Raw genomic sequence first — 17,967 nt, forward strand, 5'->3', positions numbered from 1 at the left:
TGCCTGCGAACTGTGATAGAGGGAGCAACCCATGACCAATCGCTTGATAATCCTGTCGGCAAGCACGGCATTGATGGCAACAGCCAGCGCCGCATCAGCCGATACGTGGCGCTATGCACATGAGGAGGCCGCGACTGAGGTGCAGGGTGTTTTCGCGGAAAAGTTCAAGGAAGAAATCGAGGCAAACTCGGACCACACGGTGCAATTGTTTCCCTTCGGCACTCTGGGTGAAAGTGCCGATATTATGGAACAGGCCCAGTCCGGCATCCTGCAGTTTGTCAACCAGTCACCCGGATTTACAGGCGCCTTGATACCCGAGGCGCAGGTGTTCTTCGTGCCTTATCTGTTGCCACAGGATGAGGCGACGCTTCAGGAGTTCTTCCGCAATTCCAAAGCGATCAACGAAAAATTTCCAGGGCTTTACGCAGAACAGGGGCTGGAGCTGTTGACAATGTATCCTGAAGGCGAGGTTTGCATGACCACGCAGGAGGAGGTTAAAACGCCCGAGGATCTGGCCGGGGTAAAGTTCCGTGTCATGACCAATCCGTTGCTGGTCGAAAGCTATGCCGCACTCGGCGCTACGCCGACACCATTGCCTTGGGGCGAGGTCTATGGGGCGCTGCAGACCGGCATCATCCAGGGTCAGGAAAACCCCGGCTTCTTCCTCGACTCGACCAAAATGTACGAGGTGACGGAGTATGTCACATGTATCGGCCACAACAATTTCACCACCGCGATGATGGCCAACAAGGATTTTTATGACGGTCTGTCGGACGAGGAGAAGCAACTGATACAGAACGCTACCGACGCGGCGTTCGACCACATTCTCGACTATCAGGCGGGCCTTCAGGACAAGTCGCTTGAGAACATCAAATCCGCCAAGCCGGAAATGGTGATCAATATCCTGTCCGACGAAGAGCGCCAGCCGTTCATGGAGACTGCCGACGCGGTGGAAGCGGCATTCATCGAAATGACGGGGGACAGCGGCAAGGAGATTCTCGAACAGATGAAATCGGACCTCGAAGCGGCCGGCGCGGCGACGCAATGATATCCGACCCGTATGCCGGACGCGGTAGCGGTTCGGCGTATGGCCCACTTTGTCGCATGTGATAGGCTGAATCCACGGTGTCCAACGAAGAACACTCCCCAACAGGCGTGGTGCCGGTCGAACCGGAGCATGATGTCCTGACTGATGACACCTCGTCCCTTCCGGGGATACTTGGTGTTATCGATCTGGGCATTGCAAAGCTTGAAGCGATCATGCTGGCAGTCGGTGTCCTGCTAATGGCGTTGAACACGGTAGCCAATGTGATTGGCCGTGTGTTTTGGGAAAGTCTCTACTTCTCAGAGGAACTCAACCGGATCCTGATCATCCTGATCACCTTCGCAGGTATCAGCTATGCTGCCCGCCACGGGCGGCACATCCGCATGTCGGCGATCTACGATACCCTGCCACCCAAACCGCGCAAGGCGCTGACCATCTTAATTTCGCTGGTGACCGCGGTATTCATGTTGGGCTTGGCTTGGTACTCACTGCAATTCCTGCTGACGACGATGGGGCGTGGCCGGGTGTTGCCGGCACTGCAAATTCCGGTCTGGATCACACTCTGCTGGGTGCCGCTGGGTTTTCTGCTTACCGGTCTGCAATACGTGCTGACCGCGATCAAGAACGTCATCGAACCTGACATCTACCTGTCGACCAATGTGCTTGAGGGCTATGACAACGACGAGCGGGAGGTCTGAACCATGGCATGGGCCGTATTTGGCGTGATGATCGTGCTGCTGCTGATGGGATTTCCGATGATGATCCCGCTGTTGGCAGGTACGCTGACGGGCTTCCTGATGATTTTCGGCAATTTCGGTCAGCTTGAAACCGCAGTACAGCAGATAGTCGCGGGCATCCGCCCGGCCTCTCTGATCGCGGTACCAATGTTCATCTTTGCCGCCGACATCATGACACGCGGACAATCCGCCGGTCGCCTGATCGACATGGTGATGAGCTTTGTCGGCCACCTTAAAGGCGGCCTTGCGGTATCCACAGCGGCGGCCTGCACCATGTTCGGAGCGGTCTCTGGCTCGACACAGGCAACGGTGGTGGCAGTTGGCTCTCCGCTGCGCCCCAGGATGCTGAAGGCCGGCTACAAGGATAGTTTCGTCTTGGCTTTGATCGTGAACTCCAGCGACATCGCCTTCTTGATCCCGCCCTCCATCGGCATGATCATCTACGGAGTCGTTTCCAACACTTCGATCGCCGAACTCTTCATAGCCGGCATCGGGCCCGGGCTGTTGATCCTGCTGTGTTTTTCAATCTTTTCGGTGATTTACGCCATTCGTAATGATGTGCCGACCGAACCTAGGGCGGCTTGGAGTGCCCGCATCAGGGCAGTTCAAAAGGCGCTCTGGCCGATGGGATTTCCGGCAATCATCATCGGCGGCATCTACGGCGGCATTTTTTCTCCGACAGAAGCGGCCGCGGCTTGTGTCCTTTACGCGCTGATCCTCGAAGTCATCGTGTTCCGTGAACTCGACTTGCGTGGTGTCTATGAAACCGCAAAGTCGACCGGGCTGATTACTGCCGTTGTCTTCATCCTCGTCGGCGCGGGGGCCGCGTTTTCCTGGATCATTTCCTTTGCCCAGATTCCGCAAACGGTGCTGGGTGCCGTCGGCATAGACGACATGGGTGCTATCGGAGTGCTCTTCGTGATCTCCGTTGCCTTTTTTGTTGGATGCATGTTTGTCGATCCCATCGTAGTGATCCTTGTGCTGGTGCCAATTTTTGCACCCGTGGTCGAAGCGGTTGGACTCGACCCGGTCCATGTCGGCATTATTATCACGCTGCAGGTTGCCATCGGCTCGGCGACGCCACCGTTCGGCTGCGATATCTTCACTGCCATTGCCGTGTTCAAGCGGCCCTATATCGAAGTGATCCGCGGAACGCCGCCGTTTATCGCTATCCTGTTGTCGGTTTCGATCGCCCTAATCTTTTTCCCACAAATTGCGCTGTTTTTGCGCGACCTGGCATTCAATTGAGAAGCTCATGTTCAAGACGATTCTGACAGCCTGCGATGGCTCCACCCAATCGGAGAACGCCCTCAAGAAAGCCATCGAACTAGCGGATCTCAGTAACTCCGAACTTCTTATCCTGACGGTGTATAGGCACCATTCAATGAGTGAGGCATCACTTTCGATGGTGCAGGGCCGAAGACACGCGACACCGGATGAGGCTTTGCAGGAATACGGTCGTGAGATTGTCGATGCAGCCCGCGACATGGCGAAAGGAGCCGGTCTGACCAAGGTGCGCGCCTTTGTGCAGTCCGGCCAGCCCTCTCGCACTATTGTCGAATTCGCCAAGAAGCATGACGCGGATTTGATCGTTCTCGGATCGCGCGGCACCGGTTCGATTGACGGATTCTTCTTAGGCAGCGTGTCGCACAAGGTCACGGGAATCGCAGCGATTCCCGTTCTTGTGGTCTGAGGCCGCTGTGGTCGCCTCGCGCTGGGCGCTGCCCAAAACTATTCAACCTCGCTGCCACCCACCGGATGAGGATCTGCCAAGGCTTGGGGTTATCGCGCTCGCGACGGATCTGACGTTTGAACGGGATGCCGCGCGGTTGATAGGGTGGAACGAAGCAGTTGTTCATGTCGCACGCATTCAGTTTGATAACCCAACTACGCCCGAGAACCTTAGCGCGATGGGTCCAAAGATCGCCTCGGCCGCCGCGCTGATTGTGCCAGGGGCCAAGTTGGCAGCTATTGCGTTTGCCTGTACGGCTGCCTCGGTAACGATCAGCAACCGCGTCGTTGCGGAGGCGATTGGCAACGTCCATCCCGGAGTGCCTGTGGTGACGCCTTCCGGGGCTGCGGTTGCTGCACTCAAGGCACTTGGTGCGGACCGCGCTGCGCTGCTAACGCCCTATCTGCCGGAGACAACCGCCCCGATGGTCGACTACTTTGAACGCAATGGCATCAATATCGAAAGGAGCGCCTGTTTTGGTCTTGCCGACGACCGCGACATGGCACGGCTGGAAAAGGACACTCTTATTGAGGCTGCTGTGTCGCTGGATAGCGACAGCGTCGATGCGGTCTTTCTTTCGTGCACCGCAATGCCTTCGCTCGACGTGATCGACGCTATCGAGGCAAGGATCCGAAAACCGGTTGTTGGCTCGAACCAGGCGACACTGTGGGCGCTGCGCGGTCTTGCGGGACTGTCGCAACAAACATCAAGAACAGAGGGTGTTGGAAGGCTGTTCGGACTGCCTGCACCGTCTGGCGATTTGTTCAAATGAGGGCCAACTGCGTCAGCGTTGTTGAAATCAACGCCGCGCGCATTCGCATAGCTGACCATGTCCGGCGAACCTTCGTTGAACCGTCCGTATCGCTCTCAGAACGGGCTGGACAACCGGTACACCTGAAACTGGAGCACCAGCAGATCACCGGCAGCTTCAAGCTACGCGGAGCAATGAACGCAATTTTATCACTCGACGACGCCGCGCTGGTGCGTGGCATTGTAGCGGTTTCGACCGGCAATCACGGTCGGGCATTGGCGTATGCTGCCCGCGCCGCAGGCTCGCGCGCCACGATCTGTATGTCTGAACTTGTGCCACAGGCCAAGATCGACGGAATCGCAGCCGAGGGCGCGGATATCCGCATCATCGGGAAATCTCAAGACGAAGCGCAAAGGGAGGTTGACCGCCTCGTCGCCGAGGGTGGCTTGACAATGATCCCACCATTTGACCATCGCGATGTGATCGCAGGGCAGGGCACATTGGGGCTGGAGCTTCTCGAAGATGTGCCTGATCTCGCCACCGTATTGGTCCAGCTTTCTGGTGGCGGTCTGATCTCCGGAGTCGCGGCGGCAATCAAAGCCCGCAAACCTGAAGCCCGTATCGTCGGCGTTTCTATGGAACGCGGAGCTGCGATGTATGCTTCCCTGGTCGCGGGTAGGCCTGTCGAGGTCGAAGAACTGCCAAGCCTCGCGGACTCGCTCGGTGGCGGCATCGGATTGGAGAACCGACTGACCTTTTCTATGACGATGGATCTCGTCGACGATGTTATCCTGCTGAGCGAGAACGAAATCGCCGAGGGCATTCGGCATTGTTATGCAAAAGAGCGCCAGATCGTGGAAGGTGCGGGGGCGGTTGGTGTCGCGGCGGTGCTGGCGGGCAAGGTCTCTGCGCAGGGGCCTCTGGCGCTGATATTGAGTGGCGGCAATATCGATCTTGCAGAGCACCAGCGTCTGGTTTGTGGAGGTATGACATGAGCGGCATTCATGTGATCGACGAGACCCGGTTGCGCAAAGCAGTGCCGTTGGACTTGGCGGCAGTGGATTGCATAGACGCCGCGTTTAGAGCCTTAACCGACGAAGGTGTGGTGATGCCGCCCGTGCTATCTATGCATCTGCCGCGAGCGAATGGTGAGGTGGATATCAAGACCGCCTACCTGCCAGGATTTTCCGGTTTTGCGGTCAAAGTCTCGCCCGGCTTCTTCGACAATCCGGCGCGCGGCCTGCCTTCGACTTCTGGTTTGATGATCCTGTTCTCCGCAGAGACTGGACAGGTTCAGGCAGTATTTCTGGACAATGGCTACCTGACAGACGTGCGAACTGCAGCGGCTGGGGCAGTTGCCGCGAGGGCGCTGTCTCGCAAGGACGCGAAGCACGTAGTAATCTTGGGTGCTGGCACGCAGGCGCGGATGCAATTGCAGGCTCTGACACTTGTCCGGCCCGTAGAACGTGCCGTGATATGGGCTCGCAACGCAGAAAAAGCTGCACAGGCGGCGCGAGATTGCGCTGAGAATCTGGGTATTGTGGTTGAATCGACAACCGATTGTGAAGGCACGATCACCGGTGCTGACATAATCGTCACAACGACCCCGTCGGCCGATCCGCTTGTGATGGCTGACTGGCTTCGTCCGGGTCAGCATGTCACGGCAATGGGTTCCGATCAACCGGGCAAGTCCGAACTTGATCCTGCCTGCTTTAAGCGCGCTGATCTCTACGTGCCCGATCGTCTGTCGCAAACCCGCAAAATGGGTGAGTTGCGCGCCGCGATTGACGCAGGTTTCGTCGTTCAGGATCGCGACTTCGCCGAACTGGGTGACATACTTTGCGGTAGTGCCCCAGGTCGCGGCAGCCCGGATGATATCACGATTGCCGATCTTACCGGCACTGGCGCTCAGGACACCGCCATCGCAACCCATGCGCTTGCGGCAATTTCAACGAGGGGCAACGCCCGATGACCACTTTTGAAAAGAACTTCACCACCGAAGAATACGAGCGCCGTCTTGCCAAGACCCGCGCGGCCATGTCCAAGAAAGGGCTGGACGCGATCTTTGTCAGCGACCCATCCAACATGTCCTGGCTGACGGGCTATGACGGCTGGTCCTTCTATGTCTTTCAGGGCGTGATCCTGACCCTGGAAGGAGAGCCCGTCTGGTGGGGCCGGGCTATGGATGCCCTTGGTGCCCGGAGGACAGTCTTCATGGACGGTGAAGATGCAATTCGCGGCTATGACGATACATACGTGCAGAACCCTGACAAACACCCGATGGAAGACCTCGCAGGGCTGCTTGGCGAACTTGGCCTCGAGGACAAGCGCATCGGGGTGGAGATGGACAACTACTATTACTCCGCCACGGCACACGAATGTCTGAAAAAAAAGCTGTCCAAGGCGACACTGAAAGACGTGACCGGGCTGGTGAACTGGCAGCGCGCGGTTAAATCCGAGCGAGAAATCGAATACATGCAGCGCGCTGCGCGTATCGTTGAAGCCATGCACGAGCAAATTCTGGAAGTCGCTGAACCAGGAATGCGCAAGAATGACCTGATCGCAGAGATCTACGCCACCGGCATTCGCGGCGCCTACGGATACTGGGGGGATTATCCGGCAATTGTCCCGATGGCACCTTCCGGTCTCGACGCCACAGCGCCACATCTGACATGGGACGACCGACCGCTGGAAATTGGCGAGGCCACCTTCTTTGAAATTGCCGGGGCGCACAGGCGTTACCAGTGCCCGCAATCTCGCACGTTGTTCCTGGGCGAAGTGCCGCAGAAATACCGCGATGCCGAGGCTGCCGTGCTGGACGCCATTGAGGCGGGGTTGGAAAAGGCCAAGCCGGGCAATCAGGCTCAGGACATCGCCAACGCCTTCAACGCGACGCTCAACAAGGCAGGGTTCGAGAAAGATAGCCGTTGCGGTTATGCCATCGGCATAAGTTATCCGCCTGACTGGGGCGAGCGCACCATTTCGTTCCGTCGTGGTGATACCTCGGTGTTGGAGCCGGGCATGACGTTCCACTTCATGCCTGCCCTTTGGCTCGACGATGGCGGGCTCGAGATCACTGAACCGATACTGATTACTGATGACGGCCACGAATGCCTTTGCTCCACGCCCCGTGAACTCTGGGTGAAAGGATGACTGTAAATCCGATTGCGCCGACAATTCCGTTGGATGCCCAAGGCGCGCATCACGGTTTTCTGAAACTTCCCTACAGCCGCGATGATAGCGCCTGGGGTTCAGTCATGATCCCGATCAGCGTGATCGCCAATGGCGACGGTCCAACGGCGTTGCTGACAGGTGGGAATCACGGCGACGAATATGAAGGCCCGATTGCCCTTCAGGAATTGGCGAGGTTCCTGAAGCCGGAGGAAATTCGCGGCCGGGTCATCATCCTGCCGATGATGAACCTTCCCGCCTTTACTGCCGGATTGCGCTGCTCGCCGATTGATGGCGGTAACCTGAATCGCAGTTTTCCCGGGCGCCCGGACGGAACGGTGACGCAAAAAATTGCGCATTACGTGGCTACCGAACTCGTACCGTCAGCTGATGTAGTTCTCGACTTTCACTCCGGCGGGCGGACGCTGGACTTTCTACCTTTTGCAGCAGCGCATATACTGGCAGACAAATCTCAGGAGGCGGCCTGCATGGAGGCAATGCAGGCATTCAACGCCCCCTATTCGGTGCGAATGCTGGAAATCGATTCCGGAGGAATGTTCGATACAGAAGTGGAAGAGCAGGGCAAGATCTTCGTGACAACCGAGCTTGGCGGCGCGGGAACCGCCACGGCGCGTAGTGTCGCTATAGCCCGGAAGGGAGTTCGCAACCTGCTCTGCCACGTCGGAATTTTATCGGGTGCACCAGAAGTTGCTGCCACGATTGAACTCGACATGCCTGATGAACGATGTTTTCAGTTCGCCATGGGCGCGGGGCTAATTGAGTACCTGATCGATCTCGGTGACACAGTCGAAGAGGGGCGGCCAATTGCCCGCATTTGGCCCGCTGATCGCTGCGGTACAGACCCGGTGCCATGTTTGGCAAGGCGCGATGGCGTCCTTGCGGCCCGCCACGTTCCAGGGCTGGTCAAAGTCGGTGACTGCGTTGGGTTAATAGCCGTCCCCGTGGAGTGACGGCGTCGTTGCGCTCTCGATCCCCGGAAAATTGCCGCTCAGAAGCAATAAGCGTTTGCAAATATTAACGTCGATAATCTGGTACGTATCAATTTGGTTCGTTTAGGCTGATCGCGGCGCGGCGCACTAACGCCTGAATCTCGGACGGCATTATTGGTGAGCGACTATCAGCTTTAATACTCGAGTTGGCCTGCGGTCGTGCATCGATGGCCGCCTTGTACAGGAATTGGATGCAAGTGCCTCTCACGTCCGTCCTTTGCGATCTTCAATCGACCCGCAAATCAGCCCCTGGCGGAGCCTTGATGCTCCATGTCAATCTCCGTCCGGATAGAAGCTGAGCATAAGCATTGGGACCGACCTTCGGCCCGGCCATGTTGTGGAAGGTGCGTCGCATATTGCGAAAGAGAGCGGCCTCGAGCCGCAAGACGTCTGTCGCAGTTCCGTGAGCCCAGAAATTCGACCGGATCAGGGCACCGTCGGGATGCTCACCATGGAGCTGGATGACGACGGCGGAAGAGACCTCCGGTGGTCGGAACGCATATTGCACGCCCTTGTAATTCTGGAACGCAGAGGCCTGAACCCTGGTGCCCGGCGGCACAAGGTAAAGACTGTGCTCGAAATGACCTGGGAACATGCGCAGAAGATGGGGTATTTCGCGCGACCGATCATAGAAAAGAACGTCCGGCGAATTGCAGTCCGGATGAACGGCGTAGACGAAAGTCTCCTGCGCTTCGACCAGATCCATCAGGCTATGGAAATCGTCGGGGGTCGCATAGAAGTAGGTGCATTTGCGCATGTCAGCCTGTCTTCAATTCAGCTATGAACGCATCGAAATTGGGCGCGATGACGTGCAATCCCACGTCAAGCGGAACTTCATGATCGCGGAACAAGATTTTCCCGTGGTTAGGTCCCTTCAATGCGATGACGATCTGGTTGCCGCCATCATCTCTTCCGATGCTCAGATACCACGGACGCAGTTCCTGGCCAAAGTGCGCGTTGTAATGCCAAAGGTCATCGTAGCTGTGTTGGGCATTCACGGCATAGAGCGCGTGCAGGGTGGTGCCCGTCTCGCGTCCGTTCTCCATGAACTGGATGAGCCGGTTTTCGGGCGTTTGCCCGTTCCGCGTGGCAAGCCAGTCACGATAGGCAGGGGGAAGCCGCGCTTCGAACACGCGTTCCAGTAGGTCCAGCGTATCGGGGGAGAGGGAAGGCGGCGTGGGCTTGTGATCAGTGCTCATTTCAGGGTCTCTCGCGCGCCGGTTGGAACGTAGTCCGCTGCTGCGCCACGGTCCGTGAAACCCGGTTTGCAAGGATCGCTTTGCCAATCGCCAGCCGTCATCCTTCGCGCCGTTCATGCGCTGACATTTCTTGTCAATCCACACCGCGTCAAGTCTCGAAAGCGTTGTTCTGCAGTGCCGTATCGTGCATATGGAACTTTTTTCACGGCAGAGTGTGCAGCCGTCGCCATCGGTGCGCCAAGAAACGTGAACAATCTTCATGGACGCGGATACAGGCGGCATGGATACTTGTGTCGCGCAACAGCTGAAGGATCAGCGCCTGCGCCGCGCCTTTTCCGCATGGCGCAGCATTTCGGTAAAGGCGCTCACCTTTGCTGCGCGGAATTTCGACGCAGGAAGCACCGCGAAGATCCCCCCTTCGGGCAAGTGCCATTCGGGTAAGATCCGGGTCAGCAAGCCCGAGGCGACATGTTCCTGCACCAGATAATCGGGCAAGATCGCCAAACCCGCGCCCTCCTTTACGGCGGCCATGATCGCGGGCGCACTGTCGATTGAGAGATGGCTTTGCAACTTCGCGGTAACCGTGTCGCCGTCAGCGCCTTGAAACTGCCATTGCAGCGGGTCGGACAGCGCCTTGTTTGCGATGAAGGGGGCAGCAGCAAGATCGTCTGGATGTCGGATACGATCGAACTGACCCGAGTTGGCTCCCGCGCCGACTAGAACCTGTCTGAACCCACCCAGTTTGCGCGCCAAAAGCGTCGAATCGCGCAGCCACCCGATCCGAATAGCCAGATCAAGATCGCCTGCCATCAGATCGCTATGATCATCGCCAAGATACAGCTCGACCTGGCAATCAGGATATTGGCGCCGGAATGAAGCGACAAGCGGGGCGATTACCGCCGTGCCGTAATCATGCGGGGCGGTCATGCGCAATGTGCCCACGGGTTTCTCTGAAAGCTGCGACAGCTCACTAAAAGCCTCTTCCGCCTGATTGAGGATGGACGTGCAATGCGTGTAGAACAGTCGACCCGCCTCGGTGGTGCTGACCTTGCGCGTGTTGCGCACCAGAAGCGTTGCTTTCAGCTCCTGCTCCAGCTGGGTCACCTGACTGCTGACCACGGCCTTGGTCACCCCAAGCCGGTCGGCGGCATTGGTGAACGACCCTGTTTCGACGACGGCGGCAAAATAGGCCAGCCGGTTCAGATTATGCGCTTTCGACATGCGCCGACTGTTAATCTTTGGCATACATTTTGTCAAAATCGTTTGTCTTATCATCAGCAACGGATGCGCCTATCTCGGTGCCCAAGGAGACAGACCATGACACAGACAGCGACATTGCATTACCTTTTCGACCCGCTTTGCGGCTGGTGTTACGGGGCGTCGGCAACCATCGGTGCACTGGCAGATCAGCCCGATATCGACCTGCAGCCCCATGCCACCGGCCTCTTCGCCGGCAGCGGTGCGCGGCCGATGAAAAGCTTCGCGGCGCAGGCCTGGGTCAACGATCAGCGCATCGCCGCGCTCAGCGGCCAGAAGTTCACCGAAGCCTACCGTCAGAACGTGCTGGGCGCCGATGATGCCTCATTGGATTCTACCGTGGCCACGCTGGCCGTAACGGCCGTGGCTGACACCAACCCGGAGCGCGTTATCGACACACTGCGGGCCATTCAATCCGCGCGCTATGTCGCGGGCAAGGATGTGACCGCTGCGGCAGTCGTTGCGGACGTGCTGACCGATCTCGGCCTTGCGGATGCCGCGGCGCGTATCTTGAGCCCGGATACTGGGCTTGCAGACCTGGTGCGCCGACGCACGGCACAGGCCCGCAGCCTGATGACGACGTTCCAGCTCCAGGGCGTTCCTGCCCTCATTGCCGAAGCCGGGGGCACGCGCGGCGCGCTGGATGCAAGCACGCTCTATTCCGGCCCCGATGCTGTTCGCGCCGCGCTCAAGCTGCGCTGATCCACCTACAACCAAAGGACAAAACCCATGAACCGCAGAGACATCCTGAAACTGACCACTGCAGCCGGGGCCGCTGCCATGATGGCACCCGGACTCTCTTTCGCCGATGCGAACGGGCTGACCTGGACCCATTTCCCTGCCGGCGAGAGCGGCTTTTTCCGCGCGCCGGTCCTGGTCCAGGGCGCTACCGAGGCTGTGCTGATCGACGGCGGGTTCACCTTGCCGGATGGTCGTGCATTGGCCAAAGAGATCGAGGCTACGGGCAAGAGCCTGACCACGATCTACATCAGCCAGAGCGATCCCGATTTCTACTTCAGCCTGCGCCCGATCGTCGACGCCTTCCCCGAGGCCCGCATCATTGCAGCCAGCGAAACCGTCGCAGCCATCAAGGCCAATGTGGCGAAAAAGGTCGAAACCTGGGGGCCGCAACTTGGCGAGAACGGCCCGGCGACGGTGGCAGACGTGGTCATGCCCGAAGCAGATGACACCAGGACGCTCACGGTAGACGGCCATTCAATCGAAATCGTTCCCGCCGATGGGCTGGCCAACCGCCGCTACCTGTGGATCGAGGATCTGCAGGCGGTGTTTGGCGGCGTGATGGTGTTCTCTGGCGTGCATGTCTGGACCGCGGACACGCCGACCAAGGAACAGCGCGCCGCATGGATCGCCAATCTGGACGCTATTATTGCTCGCAGCCCGCAGGTTGTCGTGCCCGGCCACATGACGCTGGAAGCGCCGATGGGACTGGAAGCCGTGCAATTCACCAAGAGCTATCTTCTGGCGGTCGAGGAAGAACTCGACAAGGCAGATGGTTCGGCAGATCTGATTGCCGCGATGACCGCCCGCTATCCCGATCTCGGCATGAGCGTAGCATTGAACGTCGGTGCCAAGGTTCTGACCGGCGAGATGACATGGGGTTGATCCCCGTCTGACACGTTTCGTGACGTGTGCCACTCGCACAATCAGACGAAAGAGAGCGGCCAACTCGTTTTGGCCGCTCTCGCTTCGTTTCGGATAACGACAGATTGCAAACCTTCGAACCCAAGGCGACGGCGGAGACGATGGTGCCCGCCATCTTTTGCGAGCGCTTTTGAGCCAGCGTTGTCGCGGCTCAGATCATCGTAACGAAGGTCGGGTTCGGGCCACGCGTCGTCACGGTGGCCCTGACGTTCAAACCTTAGCAGCCATCTGAGATGGTTGAGCTATTCCCTGATCTTTGGGCAGGATCTGGCATAGTCTAAGCTACTCGTTGCACCTGCCGACCGACAATTACCTTTGCGCTGTCTTCAACATACTTATCGATCGCGTCACCCAGAGTTACATCACGGCGACGCGTGTCTGCGGCCAGTAGGTGTTCGAGAATTGTTGGCTTCGAGAGGTCTTTTTCACGTTTTTCTATCCAAGCCCCCGCAGTAGAGCGTAACTCAAAGGTTCGGTTTTCGCGTAAGACGGTCTTTCCGCGCCGCCGAATGGCAATCTGGGCGAGCCAGGCCACTCAGCCATCTTTCTGCATGCGCTTGATGATACTACCCATGGCGTTACAACATGAGGTTTCATCTACAGCATATGTTGTAAACCATGACCGAAATGGGCGAAAATTAAAACAAAAGAGACGAGAACACGACTGCGCTGTAGGCGATAAATGGCTGATAAAGAAAAAAATATAACCTTCTCAAAGCATCGCATTTATCGGTTGCCCCGATGGAGGATCGGACCGACTCCCTAGTAACCTGAGGCAGGTAGGGGGTGCCTATGTGCGATCCATGTGCAATGCGATCCGCCAAGAGACTTACGATTTCACAGATACTTAGCCCTGATCGGAATCCAGTGGCTTCGGTGGGTCTGGCTTCTTGCGGTTAGCCCTCGATCCCGCCTTGCGCGCTGCAGCGAACCCGCGGTCCGTGGCCATGAAGCGGTCGAGCATGGGGGCGACGAGGCGGGCGGGCTCAAGATCCTGTCCGGTCTGTTGGCCCAGGACAGCCGCGTAGTCGCAAAGGTCACGGTGCACATCAGCGGGAAGTTCGACGGTCAGCTTGACCGGCTTGTCGTCATGGATCGGGCCAAGCTTCAGTTTCGTCATCGGACTTCTCCCAAGGGCTCGAGGATCAGGTCGCGGGTGACCATGACGCGGACGGGGAAGCCCGGGCGTATGGTCAGTGTCGGCGGGACGGCGAGCTGCTGGCGGACGATCTCGTCCCCGGTCCGTCCGATCGTGTCCTGCGCGGCCTCGCGGATGGCGCGGGCGACATCGTCTTCGGTTTCTGCGCCACTTTCCAGGCCGAGGTTCAGGATCGTGGCGAGGCCAGCAGCAAGGAAGACGCGACCCCAATGATAGTTGACCCGGTCCTGCAGGCCGGACGCGCCTGTTCCGTCAGTGCCGGGCGCGCGCTCCAGCACAATGGAGCGACCATCCGGAAGGATGAGGCGGGTCCAGACCAGAAGCAGACGGCTTTGCCCGGATGCGATGCGGCTGTCGTATTCTCCCAGAAGCCGAGCGCCTTGCGGGATCAGCAAGTACCGCCCTGAGGGGCTATCAAAGACATTCGACGTCACCTGTGCCGAGATCTGGCCGGGAAGGTCGGAGCGCAGGCCGGTGATCAGGGCGGCCGGGATCACCGTGCCGGCCTGCAGGATGTAGGGGCTGGGCGGCGGCACTATGCGTTGCGCACTGACGGTGTCCGTGTCTCCGGGACGGGTGAGGAACGCCTCCCGGCCGGAAATCGGATCGCTTGCCGTAGGGCTGCCCAATGTGGAGGGGAAGAGCGCGCCGGTCGCGGGGGAGGTCGGTGTGGCCTGTGTTCCGCTGCGCGGCACGGTTTGCGCCTCGGCGAAAAGGGCGCTCAGCCGGGCGGCGTCGAGTTCCTGGAGACGGCGTTGTTCCTCCGGATCGACTGTGGGGGCCAATGGACCGGAAAGGGGCGGTGCCGGGACCGGCTGGCCGCGATCTTGCGCCCCAAGGATGGCGCGGCCCAACTCACCGGGCAAGGGTGGGCCGAGACGCGGGACATCGGCGTAATCCCGAGGAAGTGAGGACAGCCCTTCAGCCGCCTGAATGCGTTCGGTGGAAAAGAGCTCCGTCTGGTTGCCCTCCTGCCGGTTGTTCTGCAGGGCCACGATCAGGATTGCGCCAAGGCCAAGTCCGCCGATGGCGGTGGCAAGGGCAATGGCCCGGCGGGACAGGCGCATGACACGGGGCGGATCGGGCCTGAGACGGAGTTCATGGGCGATCTCTTCCTCGGTCCGTGGCGGCTCTTGCATATCAGGGACTTGTCTCATCGCTCCACCTCTGGCTGGGGCGCACGCGGCGGGCGCTGATCGCCATCCGTACGCACGATCCGCACGACCTGCTGTCGTCTTTCGCCGAGACGCAGTTCTGCAGCCCCGAACAGCCGGTCCTCGATCAGGACGTTGCCGAGCACGCGGGTGTTCACGATCTGGCCGCGCCCATCCGCGCCGATCACGAAGAGCGGAGGCATTTCGCCCTGGGCGATGCCGGGGGGGAACACGACATAGACACGGCGCCCGTCGTCGAAGACCGAGACCGGCCGCCAGGGCGGGGCATCGCCCTGCAAGCCGTAACGGTAGTGCCGTTCGGCCTCGTGCGGGATCGCCGGGCGGCGGATGGTCGGGGCGCGGGGCGTGGATCGCACCTCTGGATAGGCCCATGCGACGCTGGGCATCCAGGTCTCCTCGTCTGCGTGCAACTCGATTTGGTAGGTGCGCCGGTCGGTGTTTACGACGAGATTGGTGGAGATGTCGGGGCGGGTGGGCTTGACGAGGATATGGACGCGCTCGGTGCGGCCCGACCCGCTGGTTGTGTCGCCGATGATCCAGCGCGTGGTGTCGCCGGCCGCGATCGGGCCGGGGCCGGTCAGGCGTTCGCCGGGTTCGAGCGCGATATTCGTGATCTGCCCGGGTGCGGCATAGACCTGGTAGAGCGCGCCCTCGCTCCACGGAAACACCTGCATCGCGTTGTAGTAGCCCTGCTGTCGGGGCTCGACCCGGGCGGCGGCATTGGCGGCGATGATGCGCGCTTCCGGCGTGTCCGCTTCCGGATCGCCACCGCGGGAGGGCGTCCATGGGGGCGGCGTGTGGACCGGGCGGGGCGGCCCGTCGGCCGGAGGTGGTGCCGGCGGTGGCGCAAGGGCCGGGACCTGGTCATCATAGGCGATCTCGGGCGGGCGTTGGCCCGTGCAGGCGGTGAGCGCGGTGGCCGCGAGGAGAAGGACGGGCATGGGGGGCAATCGGCTCATTGGGCGCTCTCCTTCGACCAGTTGATGGCGTGGACATAGACGCCGAGCGGGTTGGCTCGCAGGCGCTCGGCATCGCGCGGCGGCTGAACCACGACGCTGAGGATGGCGGTCCATCGTTCGGTGGCAGCGAGTTGGCCGTTCTCAAAGCGGCGCTCGACCCAGGCGACGCGGAAGCTCGTGTCCGAGGCGCGGATGACGCTTGAGACCTCGACTGAAACCTGCGTGTCGCCGACCATGGCGAAGGGATCGTTCACGCGGGCATAGTCGTTCAGCGCAATCGCTCCGCGATCCGTGGCGAAGTCATAGGCGCTGAGTCAGCTCTGGCGCAGCACGATAGGGTCTGCCGGGACCTGCCGGACATTCTCGACGAAACGGGCGAGATGCCAGGCGATCTGCGGGTCGGTCGGGCGATACTCGGCCAGCGCCGGGGCGACGGCTTGGGCTGCACCGAGGTTGTCCACCTCGACCACGTAGGGGACGACGCTGCTGCGCGTCGATTGCCAGGCGAGGGCCGCGCTGAGCCCGGCGGACAGAGCGAGGCAGCCGAGCGCCATGAGGCGCCAGTTGCGGGCCTGGACGCGGGCGGAGCCGATGCGCTCGTCCCAGACCTGGGCTGCCTTCTGGTAGGGGGTGACGGGCTCGGGCGTGGTGCCGTATCGGACGCTGGGTCGTCGGAACATCAGGAGGACCTTTCGGAGAGGCTGACGACCGTGCCGCCACCGCCATGATCGCCGGAGCGGAGCGCATGGGCGGCCGTCGACAGGCCGTGCTGGAGGGATTGCTGGCGCTTCATCCGGCGCGCCCAGTCCGGTGGGCCGTCATTGGCCGGGGCGGGCAGGGCGCCACCCGCCATCCGTCCCCCGGTTGCGGCATAGGCTGCGCGGGCGCCGGACTGCGCACCGTCGGAGATCGCGCGCCGAAGCGGACTGAATGCCGCGACGGCACCGGTCTTTCCGACTGCGGCCACGCCACCGACGGACTTGCCCAATGCCGTGCTGCGCGATGCTGCGCCAAGCTGGTAGGCAGTAGCGGTTCCGCTGCCGACTGCGCTGGCACCGCGCAGGGCGGCACCGCCAGTGCCAAGGGCCATCCGAGTTCCGGCGACACCGGCGACCGCGGCCCCGCCCACGGCGATACCGGTGCCGAACGCGGCCCCTGCGCCAAGTTGCGGCCCACCCGAGACAATGCCATTGGCGATGCCGGGACCGAAGATGCCGAGGGCGAGGAGCGCCAGCGCGCCAAGGACCACGGACATCGCGTCGTTGATTGTGGGTTCACCCGCAAACCCGGCGGTGAACTCGCTGAAGATGGTGGAGCCGATACCGACGATGACGGCCAGCACCAATACCTTGACGCCTGAAGAAATGACGAGGCCCAGCACGCGTTCGGCCATGAAGGCGGTCTTGTTGAACAGGCCGAAGGGCACGAGGATGAAGCCTGCCAGCGTGGCCAGCTTGAATTCGATCAGGGTGACAAAGAGCTGGATTGCGAGGATGAAGAACGAGAGCAGGACCACCAGCCAGGCGAAGAACAGGATCCCGATCTGGATGAAGTTCTCGAAGACGGCGACGAACCCGGAGAGGTCGGCGATGGAGGCGAGGATCGGCTGCCCGGCCTCGAGCCCGACCTGCGCGATGCGCCCGGGCTGCAGCAGCTCGCTGGCGGAGATCGTGCCGCCGGTGGCGACCAGGCCAAGGCCCGCGAAACTGTCGAAGACGATCCGGGCCAGCGTGTTCCAGTTGCCGATGATATAGGCGAAGACCCCGACGAAGAGTGTCTTCTTCACCAGCCGGGCGATGATGTCGTCATCCGTACCCCAGGCCCAGAACAGCGCGAGCAGCGTGATGTCGATGACGATCAGCGTGGTTGCGAGAAAGGCGACGTCGCCGCCGAGAAGTCCGAAGCCGGAATCGGTGTCGGTGGCGTAGTCTTCGGGCGTCAGGTCACGGCAACGCGCGAGGGTGCCGCGCAAGGCGTTATCCCTGACCACATGCCCGGTGTCGGCCGGCAGGACCGTGCGTGTCAGTTCGACCACGGCGGCGAGGGCGGCGAGACCGCCCACACCGAAGGCGACAAGGCGCAGAATTCGCGGGGTGTCGAGGGCCATACG

At 60.5% G+C, this 17,967-nt stretch carries 19 protein-coding genes and 1 pseudogene; 11 read left to right on the plus strand and 9 right to left on the minus strand.

Features of this window, described 5'->3' with window-relative positions:
* The first annotated feature begins 31 nt into the window (after positions 1-31).
* The 9 genes from GO499_RS03990 to doeB all read left to right on the plus strand — a co-directional run bounded on the left by GO499_RS03990 (position 32) and on the right by doeB (position 8,407).
* A complete protein-coding gene (locus tag GO499_RS03990; RefSeq protein ID WP_161860975.1) occupies positions 32-1,048 on the plus strand; it encodes a TRAP transporter substrate-binding protein in 1,017 nt (338 codons plus the stop codon).
* Positions 1,049-1,185: 137 nt separating this feature from the next.
* Positions 1,186-1,743: a TRAP transporter small permease gene (locus GO499_RS03995; RefSeq protein ID WP_431309892.1), complete on the plus strand. Its 558-nt coding sequence runs from the start codon at positions 1,186-1,188 to the stop codon at positions 1,741-1,743.
* A 3-nt stretch (positions 1,744-1,746) separates the two neighbouring features.
* Entirely contained in the window at positions 1,747-3,030 is a 1,284-nt protein-coding gene (locus GO499_RS04000; RefSeq protein ID WP_161860976.1) for a TRAP transporter large permease, read from the plus strand.
* Positions 3,031-3,037: 7 nt separating this feature from the next.
* Positions 3,038-3,475, plus strand: coding sequence for a universal stress protein (locus tag GO499_RS04005; RefSeq protein ID WP_161860977.1), 438 nt, complete (start codon positions 3,038-3,040; stop codon positions 3,473-3,475).
* A 7-nt stretch (positions 3,476-3,482) separates the two neighbouring features.
* On the plus strand, positions 3,483-4,286 hold the full coding sequence (locus GO499_RS04010; RefSeq protein ID WP_161860978.1) for an aspartate racemase/maleate isomerase family protein: 804 nt from the start codon (positions 3,483-3,485) through the stop codon (positions 4,284-4,286).
* A complete protein-coding gene (eutB, locus tag GO499_RS04015) occupies positions 4,283-5,260 on the plus strand; it encodes a hydroxyectoine utilization dehydratase EutB (protein WP_161860979.1) in 978 nt (325 codons plus the stop codon). Before GO499_RS04010 ends, eutB begins: the two co-directional genes overlap by 4 nt.
* Positions 5,257-6,237: a cyclodeaminase gene (locus GO499_RS04020; protein ID WP_161860980.1), complete on the plus strand. Its 981-nt coding sequence runs from the start codon at positions 5,257-5,259 to the stop codon at positions 6,235-6,237. The genes eutB and GO499_RS04020 overlap by 4 nt, the downstream gene beginning before the upstream one ends.
* Positions 6,234-7,418 carry an ectoine hydrolase DoeA gene (doeA, locus tag GO499_RS04025; RefSeq protein WP_161860981.1) on the plus strand — a complete coding sequence of 395 codons (1,185 nt, stop codon included), beginning with the start codon at positions 6,234-6,236 and terminating at the stop codon, positions 7,416-7,418. Before GO499_RS04020 ends, doeA begins: the two co-directional genes overlap by 4 nt.
* Complete coding sequence (gene doeB / locus GO499_RS04030) at positions 7,415-8,407, plus strand: N(2)-acetyl-L-2,4-diaminobutanoate deacetylase DoeB (protein WP_161860982.1); 993 nt, start codon at positions 7,415-7,417, stop codon at positions 8,405-8,407. The genes doeA and doeB overlap by 4 nt, the downstream gene beginning before the upstream one ends.
* Positions 8,408-8,672: 265 nt before the next feature.
* Here the strand turns inward: doeB and GO499_RS04035 are convergent, their stop codons facing one another.
* From GO499_RS04035 to GO499_RS04045, 3 genes are all read right to left on the minus strand, one after another.
* Positions 8,673-9,203 (minus strand): hypothetical protein, encoded by a 531-nt coding sequence (locus GO499_RS04035; RefSeq protein ID WP_161860983.1) that lies wholly within the window; start codon positions 9,201-9,203, stop codon positions 8,673-8,675.
* Between the two features lies 1 nt (position 9,204).
* The gene (locus GO499_RS04040) at positions 9,205-9,645 is read right to left on the minus strand and encodes an SMI1/KNR4 family protein (protein ID WP_161860984.1); all 441 of its coding nucleotides are present in this window, start codon (positions 9,643-9,645) and stop codon (positions 9,205-9,207) included.
* A 312-nt stretch (positions 9,646-9,957) separates the two neighbouring features.
* Positions 9,958-10,866, minus strand: coding sequence for a LysR family transcriptional regulator (locus tag GO499_RS04045; RefSeq protein ID WP_161860985.1), 909 nt, complete (start codon positions 10,864-10,866; stop codon positions 9,958-9,960).
* A gap of 96 nt (positions 10,867-10,962) precedes the next feature.
* Here GO499_RS04045 and GO499_RS04050 point away from each other — a divergent pair, with 96 nt between their 5' ends.
* Both GO499_RS04050 and GO499_RS04055 read left to right on the plus strand, forming a co-directional pair.
* Entirely contained in the window at positions 10,963-11,604 is a 642-nt protein-coding gene (locus tag GO499_RS04050) for a DsbA family protein (protein ID WP_161860986.1), read from the plus strand.
* 27 nt (positions 11,605-11,631) lie between these two features.
* Positions 11,632-12,525: an MBL fold metallo-hydrolase gene (locus tag GO499_RS04055; RefSeq protein ID WP_161860987.1), complete on the plus strand. Its 894-nt coding sequence runs from the start codon at positions 11,632-11,634 to the stop codon at positions 12,523-12,525.
* 316 nt (positions 12,526-12,841) lie between these two features.
* Here the strand turns inward: GO499_RS04055 and GO499_RS04060 are convergent, their stop codons facing one another.
* From GO499_RS04060 to trbL, 6 genes and pseudogenes are all read right to left on the minus strand, one after another.
* Positions 12,842-13,099 carry a hypothetical protein gene (locus GO499_RS04060; protein ID WP_161860988.1) on the minus strand — a complete coding sequence of 86 codons (258 nt, stop codon included), beginning with the start codon at positions 13,097-13,099 and terminating at the stop codon, positions 12,842-12,844.
* A gap of 312 nt (positions 13,100-13,411) precedes the next feature.
* Positions 13,412-13,684: a DUF2274 domain-containing protein gene (locus tag GO499_RS04065; RefSeq protein ID WP_149884418.1), complete on the minus strand. Its 273-nt coding sequence runs from the start codon at positions 13,682-13,684 to the stop codon at positions 13,412-13,414.
* Positions 13,681-14,790, minus strand: a complete 1,110-nt coding sequence (locus tag GO499_RS04070; protein ID WP_161863832.1) for a TraB/TrbI/VirB10 family type IV secretion system protein — start codon at positions 14,788-14,790, stop codon at positions 13,681-13,683. Before GO499_RS04070 ends, GO499_RS04065 begins: the two co-directional genes overlap by 4 nt.
* A gap of 86 nt (positions 14,791-14,876) precedes the next feature.
* On the minus strand, positions 14,877-15,857 hold the full coding sequence (trbG, locus tag GO499_RS04075; protein WP_161860989.1) for a P-type conjugative transfer protein TrbG: 981 nt from the start codon (positions 15,855-15,857) through the stop codon (positions 14,877-14,879).
* Positions 15,854-16,537: pseudogene (gene trbF / locus GO499_RS04080) on the minus strand (conjugal transfer protein TrbF). The gene trbG and the pseudogene trbF overlap by 4 nt, the downstream one beginning before the upstream one ends.
* Positions 16,537-17,964, minus strand: a complete 1,428-nt coding sequence (gene trbL, locus GO499_RS04085; protein ID WP_284154888.1) for a P-type conjugative transfer protein TrbL — start codon at positions 17,962-17,964, stop codon at positions 16,537-16,539. The pseudogene trbF and the gene trbL overlap by 1 nt, the downstream one beginning before the upstream one ends.
* Positions 17,965-17,967: the final 3 nt, after the last annotated feature.

It is taken from the genome of Algicella marina, assembly GCF_009931615.1.
Lineage (GTDB): Bacteria > Pseudomonadota > Alphaproteobacteria > Rhodobacterales > Rhodobacteraceae > Algicella > Algicella marina.

Bases quoted from the DNA above. Each gene is read 5' to 3' on its own strand.
- GO499_RS03990 (WP_161860975.1), top strand. From the start codon at position 32: ATGACCAATCGCTTGATAATCCTGTCGGCAAGCACGGCATTGATGGCA.
- GO499_RS04000 (WP_161860976.1), top strand. From the start codon at position 1,747: ATGGCATGGGCCGTATTTGGCGTGATGATCGTGCTGCTGCTGATGGGA.
- GO499_RS04005 (WP_161860977.1), top strand. From the start codon at position 3,038: ATGTTCAAGACGATTCTGACAGCCTGCGATGGCTCCACCCAATCGGAG.
- eutB (WP_161860979.1), top strand. From the start codon at position 4,283: ATGAGGGCCAACTGCGTCAGCGTTGTTGAAATCAACGCCGCGCGCATT.
- GO499_RS04020 (WP_161860980.1), top strand. From the start codon at position 5,257: ATGAGCGGCATTCATGTGATCGACGAGACCCGGTTGCGCAAAGCAGTG.
- doeA (WP_161860981.1), top strand. From the start codon at position 6,234: ATGACCACTTTTGAAAAGAACTTCACCACCGAAGAATACGAGCGCCGT.
- doeB (WP_161860982.1), top strand. From the start codon at position 7,415: ATGACTGTAAATCCGATTGCGCCGACAATTCCGTTGGATGCCCAAGGC.
- GO499_RS04035 (WP_161860983.1), bottom strand. From the start codon at position 9,203: ATGCGCAAATGCACCTACTTCTATGCGACCCCCGACGATTTCCATAGC.
- GO499_RS04040 (WP_161860984.1), bottom strand. From the start codon at position 9,645: ATGAGCACTGATCACAAGCCCACGCCGCCTTCCCTCTCCCCCGATACG.
- GO499_RS04045 (WP_161860985.1), bottom strand. From the start codon at position 10,866: ATGTCGAAAGCGCATAATCTGAACCGGCTGGCCTATTTTGCCGCCGTC.
- GO499_RS04050 (WP_161860986.1), top strand. From the start codon at position 10,963: ATGACACAGACAGCGACATTGCATTACCTTTTCGACCCGCTTTGCGGC.
- GO499_RS04055 (WP_161860987.1), top strand. From the start codon at position 11,632: ATGAACCGCAGAGACATCCTGAAACTGACCACTGCAGCCGGGGCCGCT.
- GO499_RS04065 (WP_149884418.1), bottom strand. From the start codon at position 13,684: ATGACGAAACTGAAGCTTGGCCCGATCCATGACGACAAGCCGGTCAAG.
- GO499_RS04070 (WP_161863832.1), bottom strand. From the start codon at position 14,790: ATGCGCCTGTCCCGCCGGGCCATTGCCCTTGCCACCGCCATCGGCGGA.
- trbG (WP_161860989.1), bottom strand. From the start codon at position 15,857: ATGAGCCGATTGCCCCCCATGCCCGTCCTTCTCCTCGCGGCCACCGCG.
- trbL (WP_284154888.1), bottom strand. From the start codon at position 17,964: ATGGCCCTCGACACCCCGCGAATTCTGCGCCTTGTCGCCTTCGGTGTG.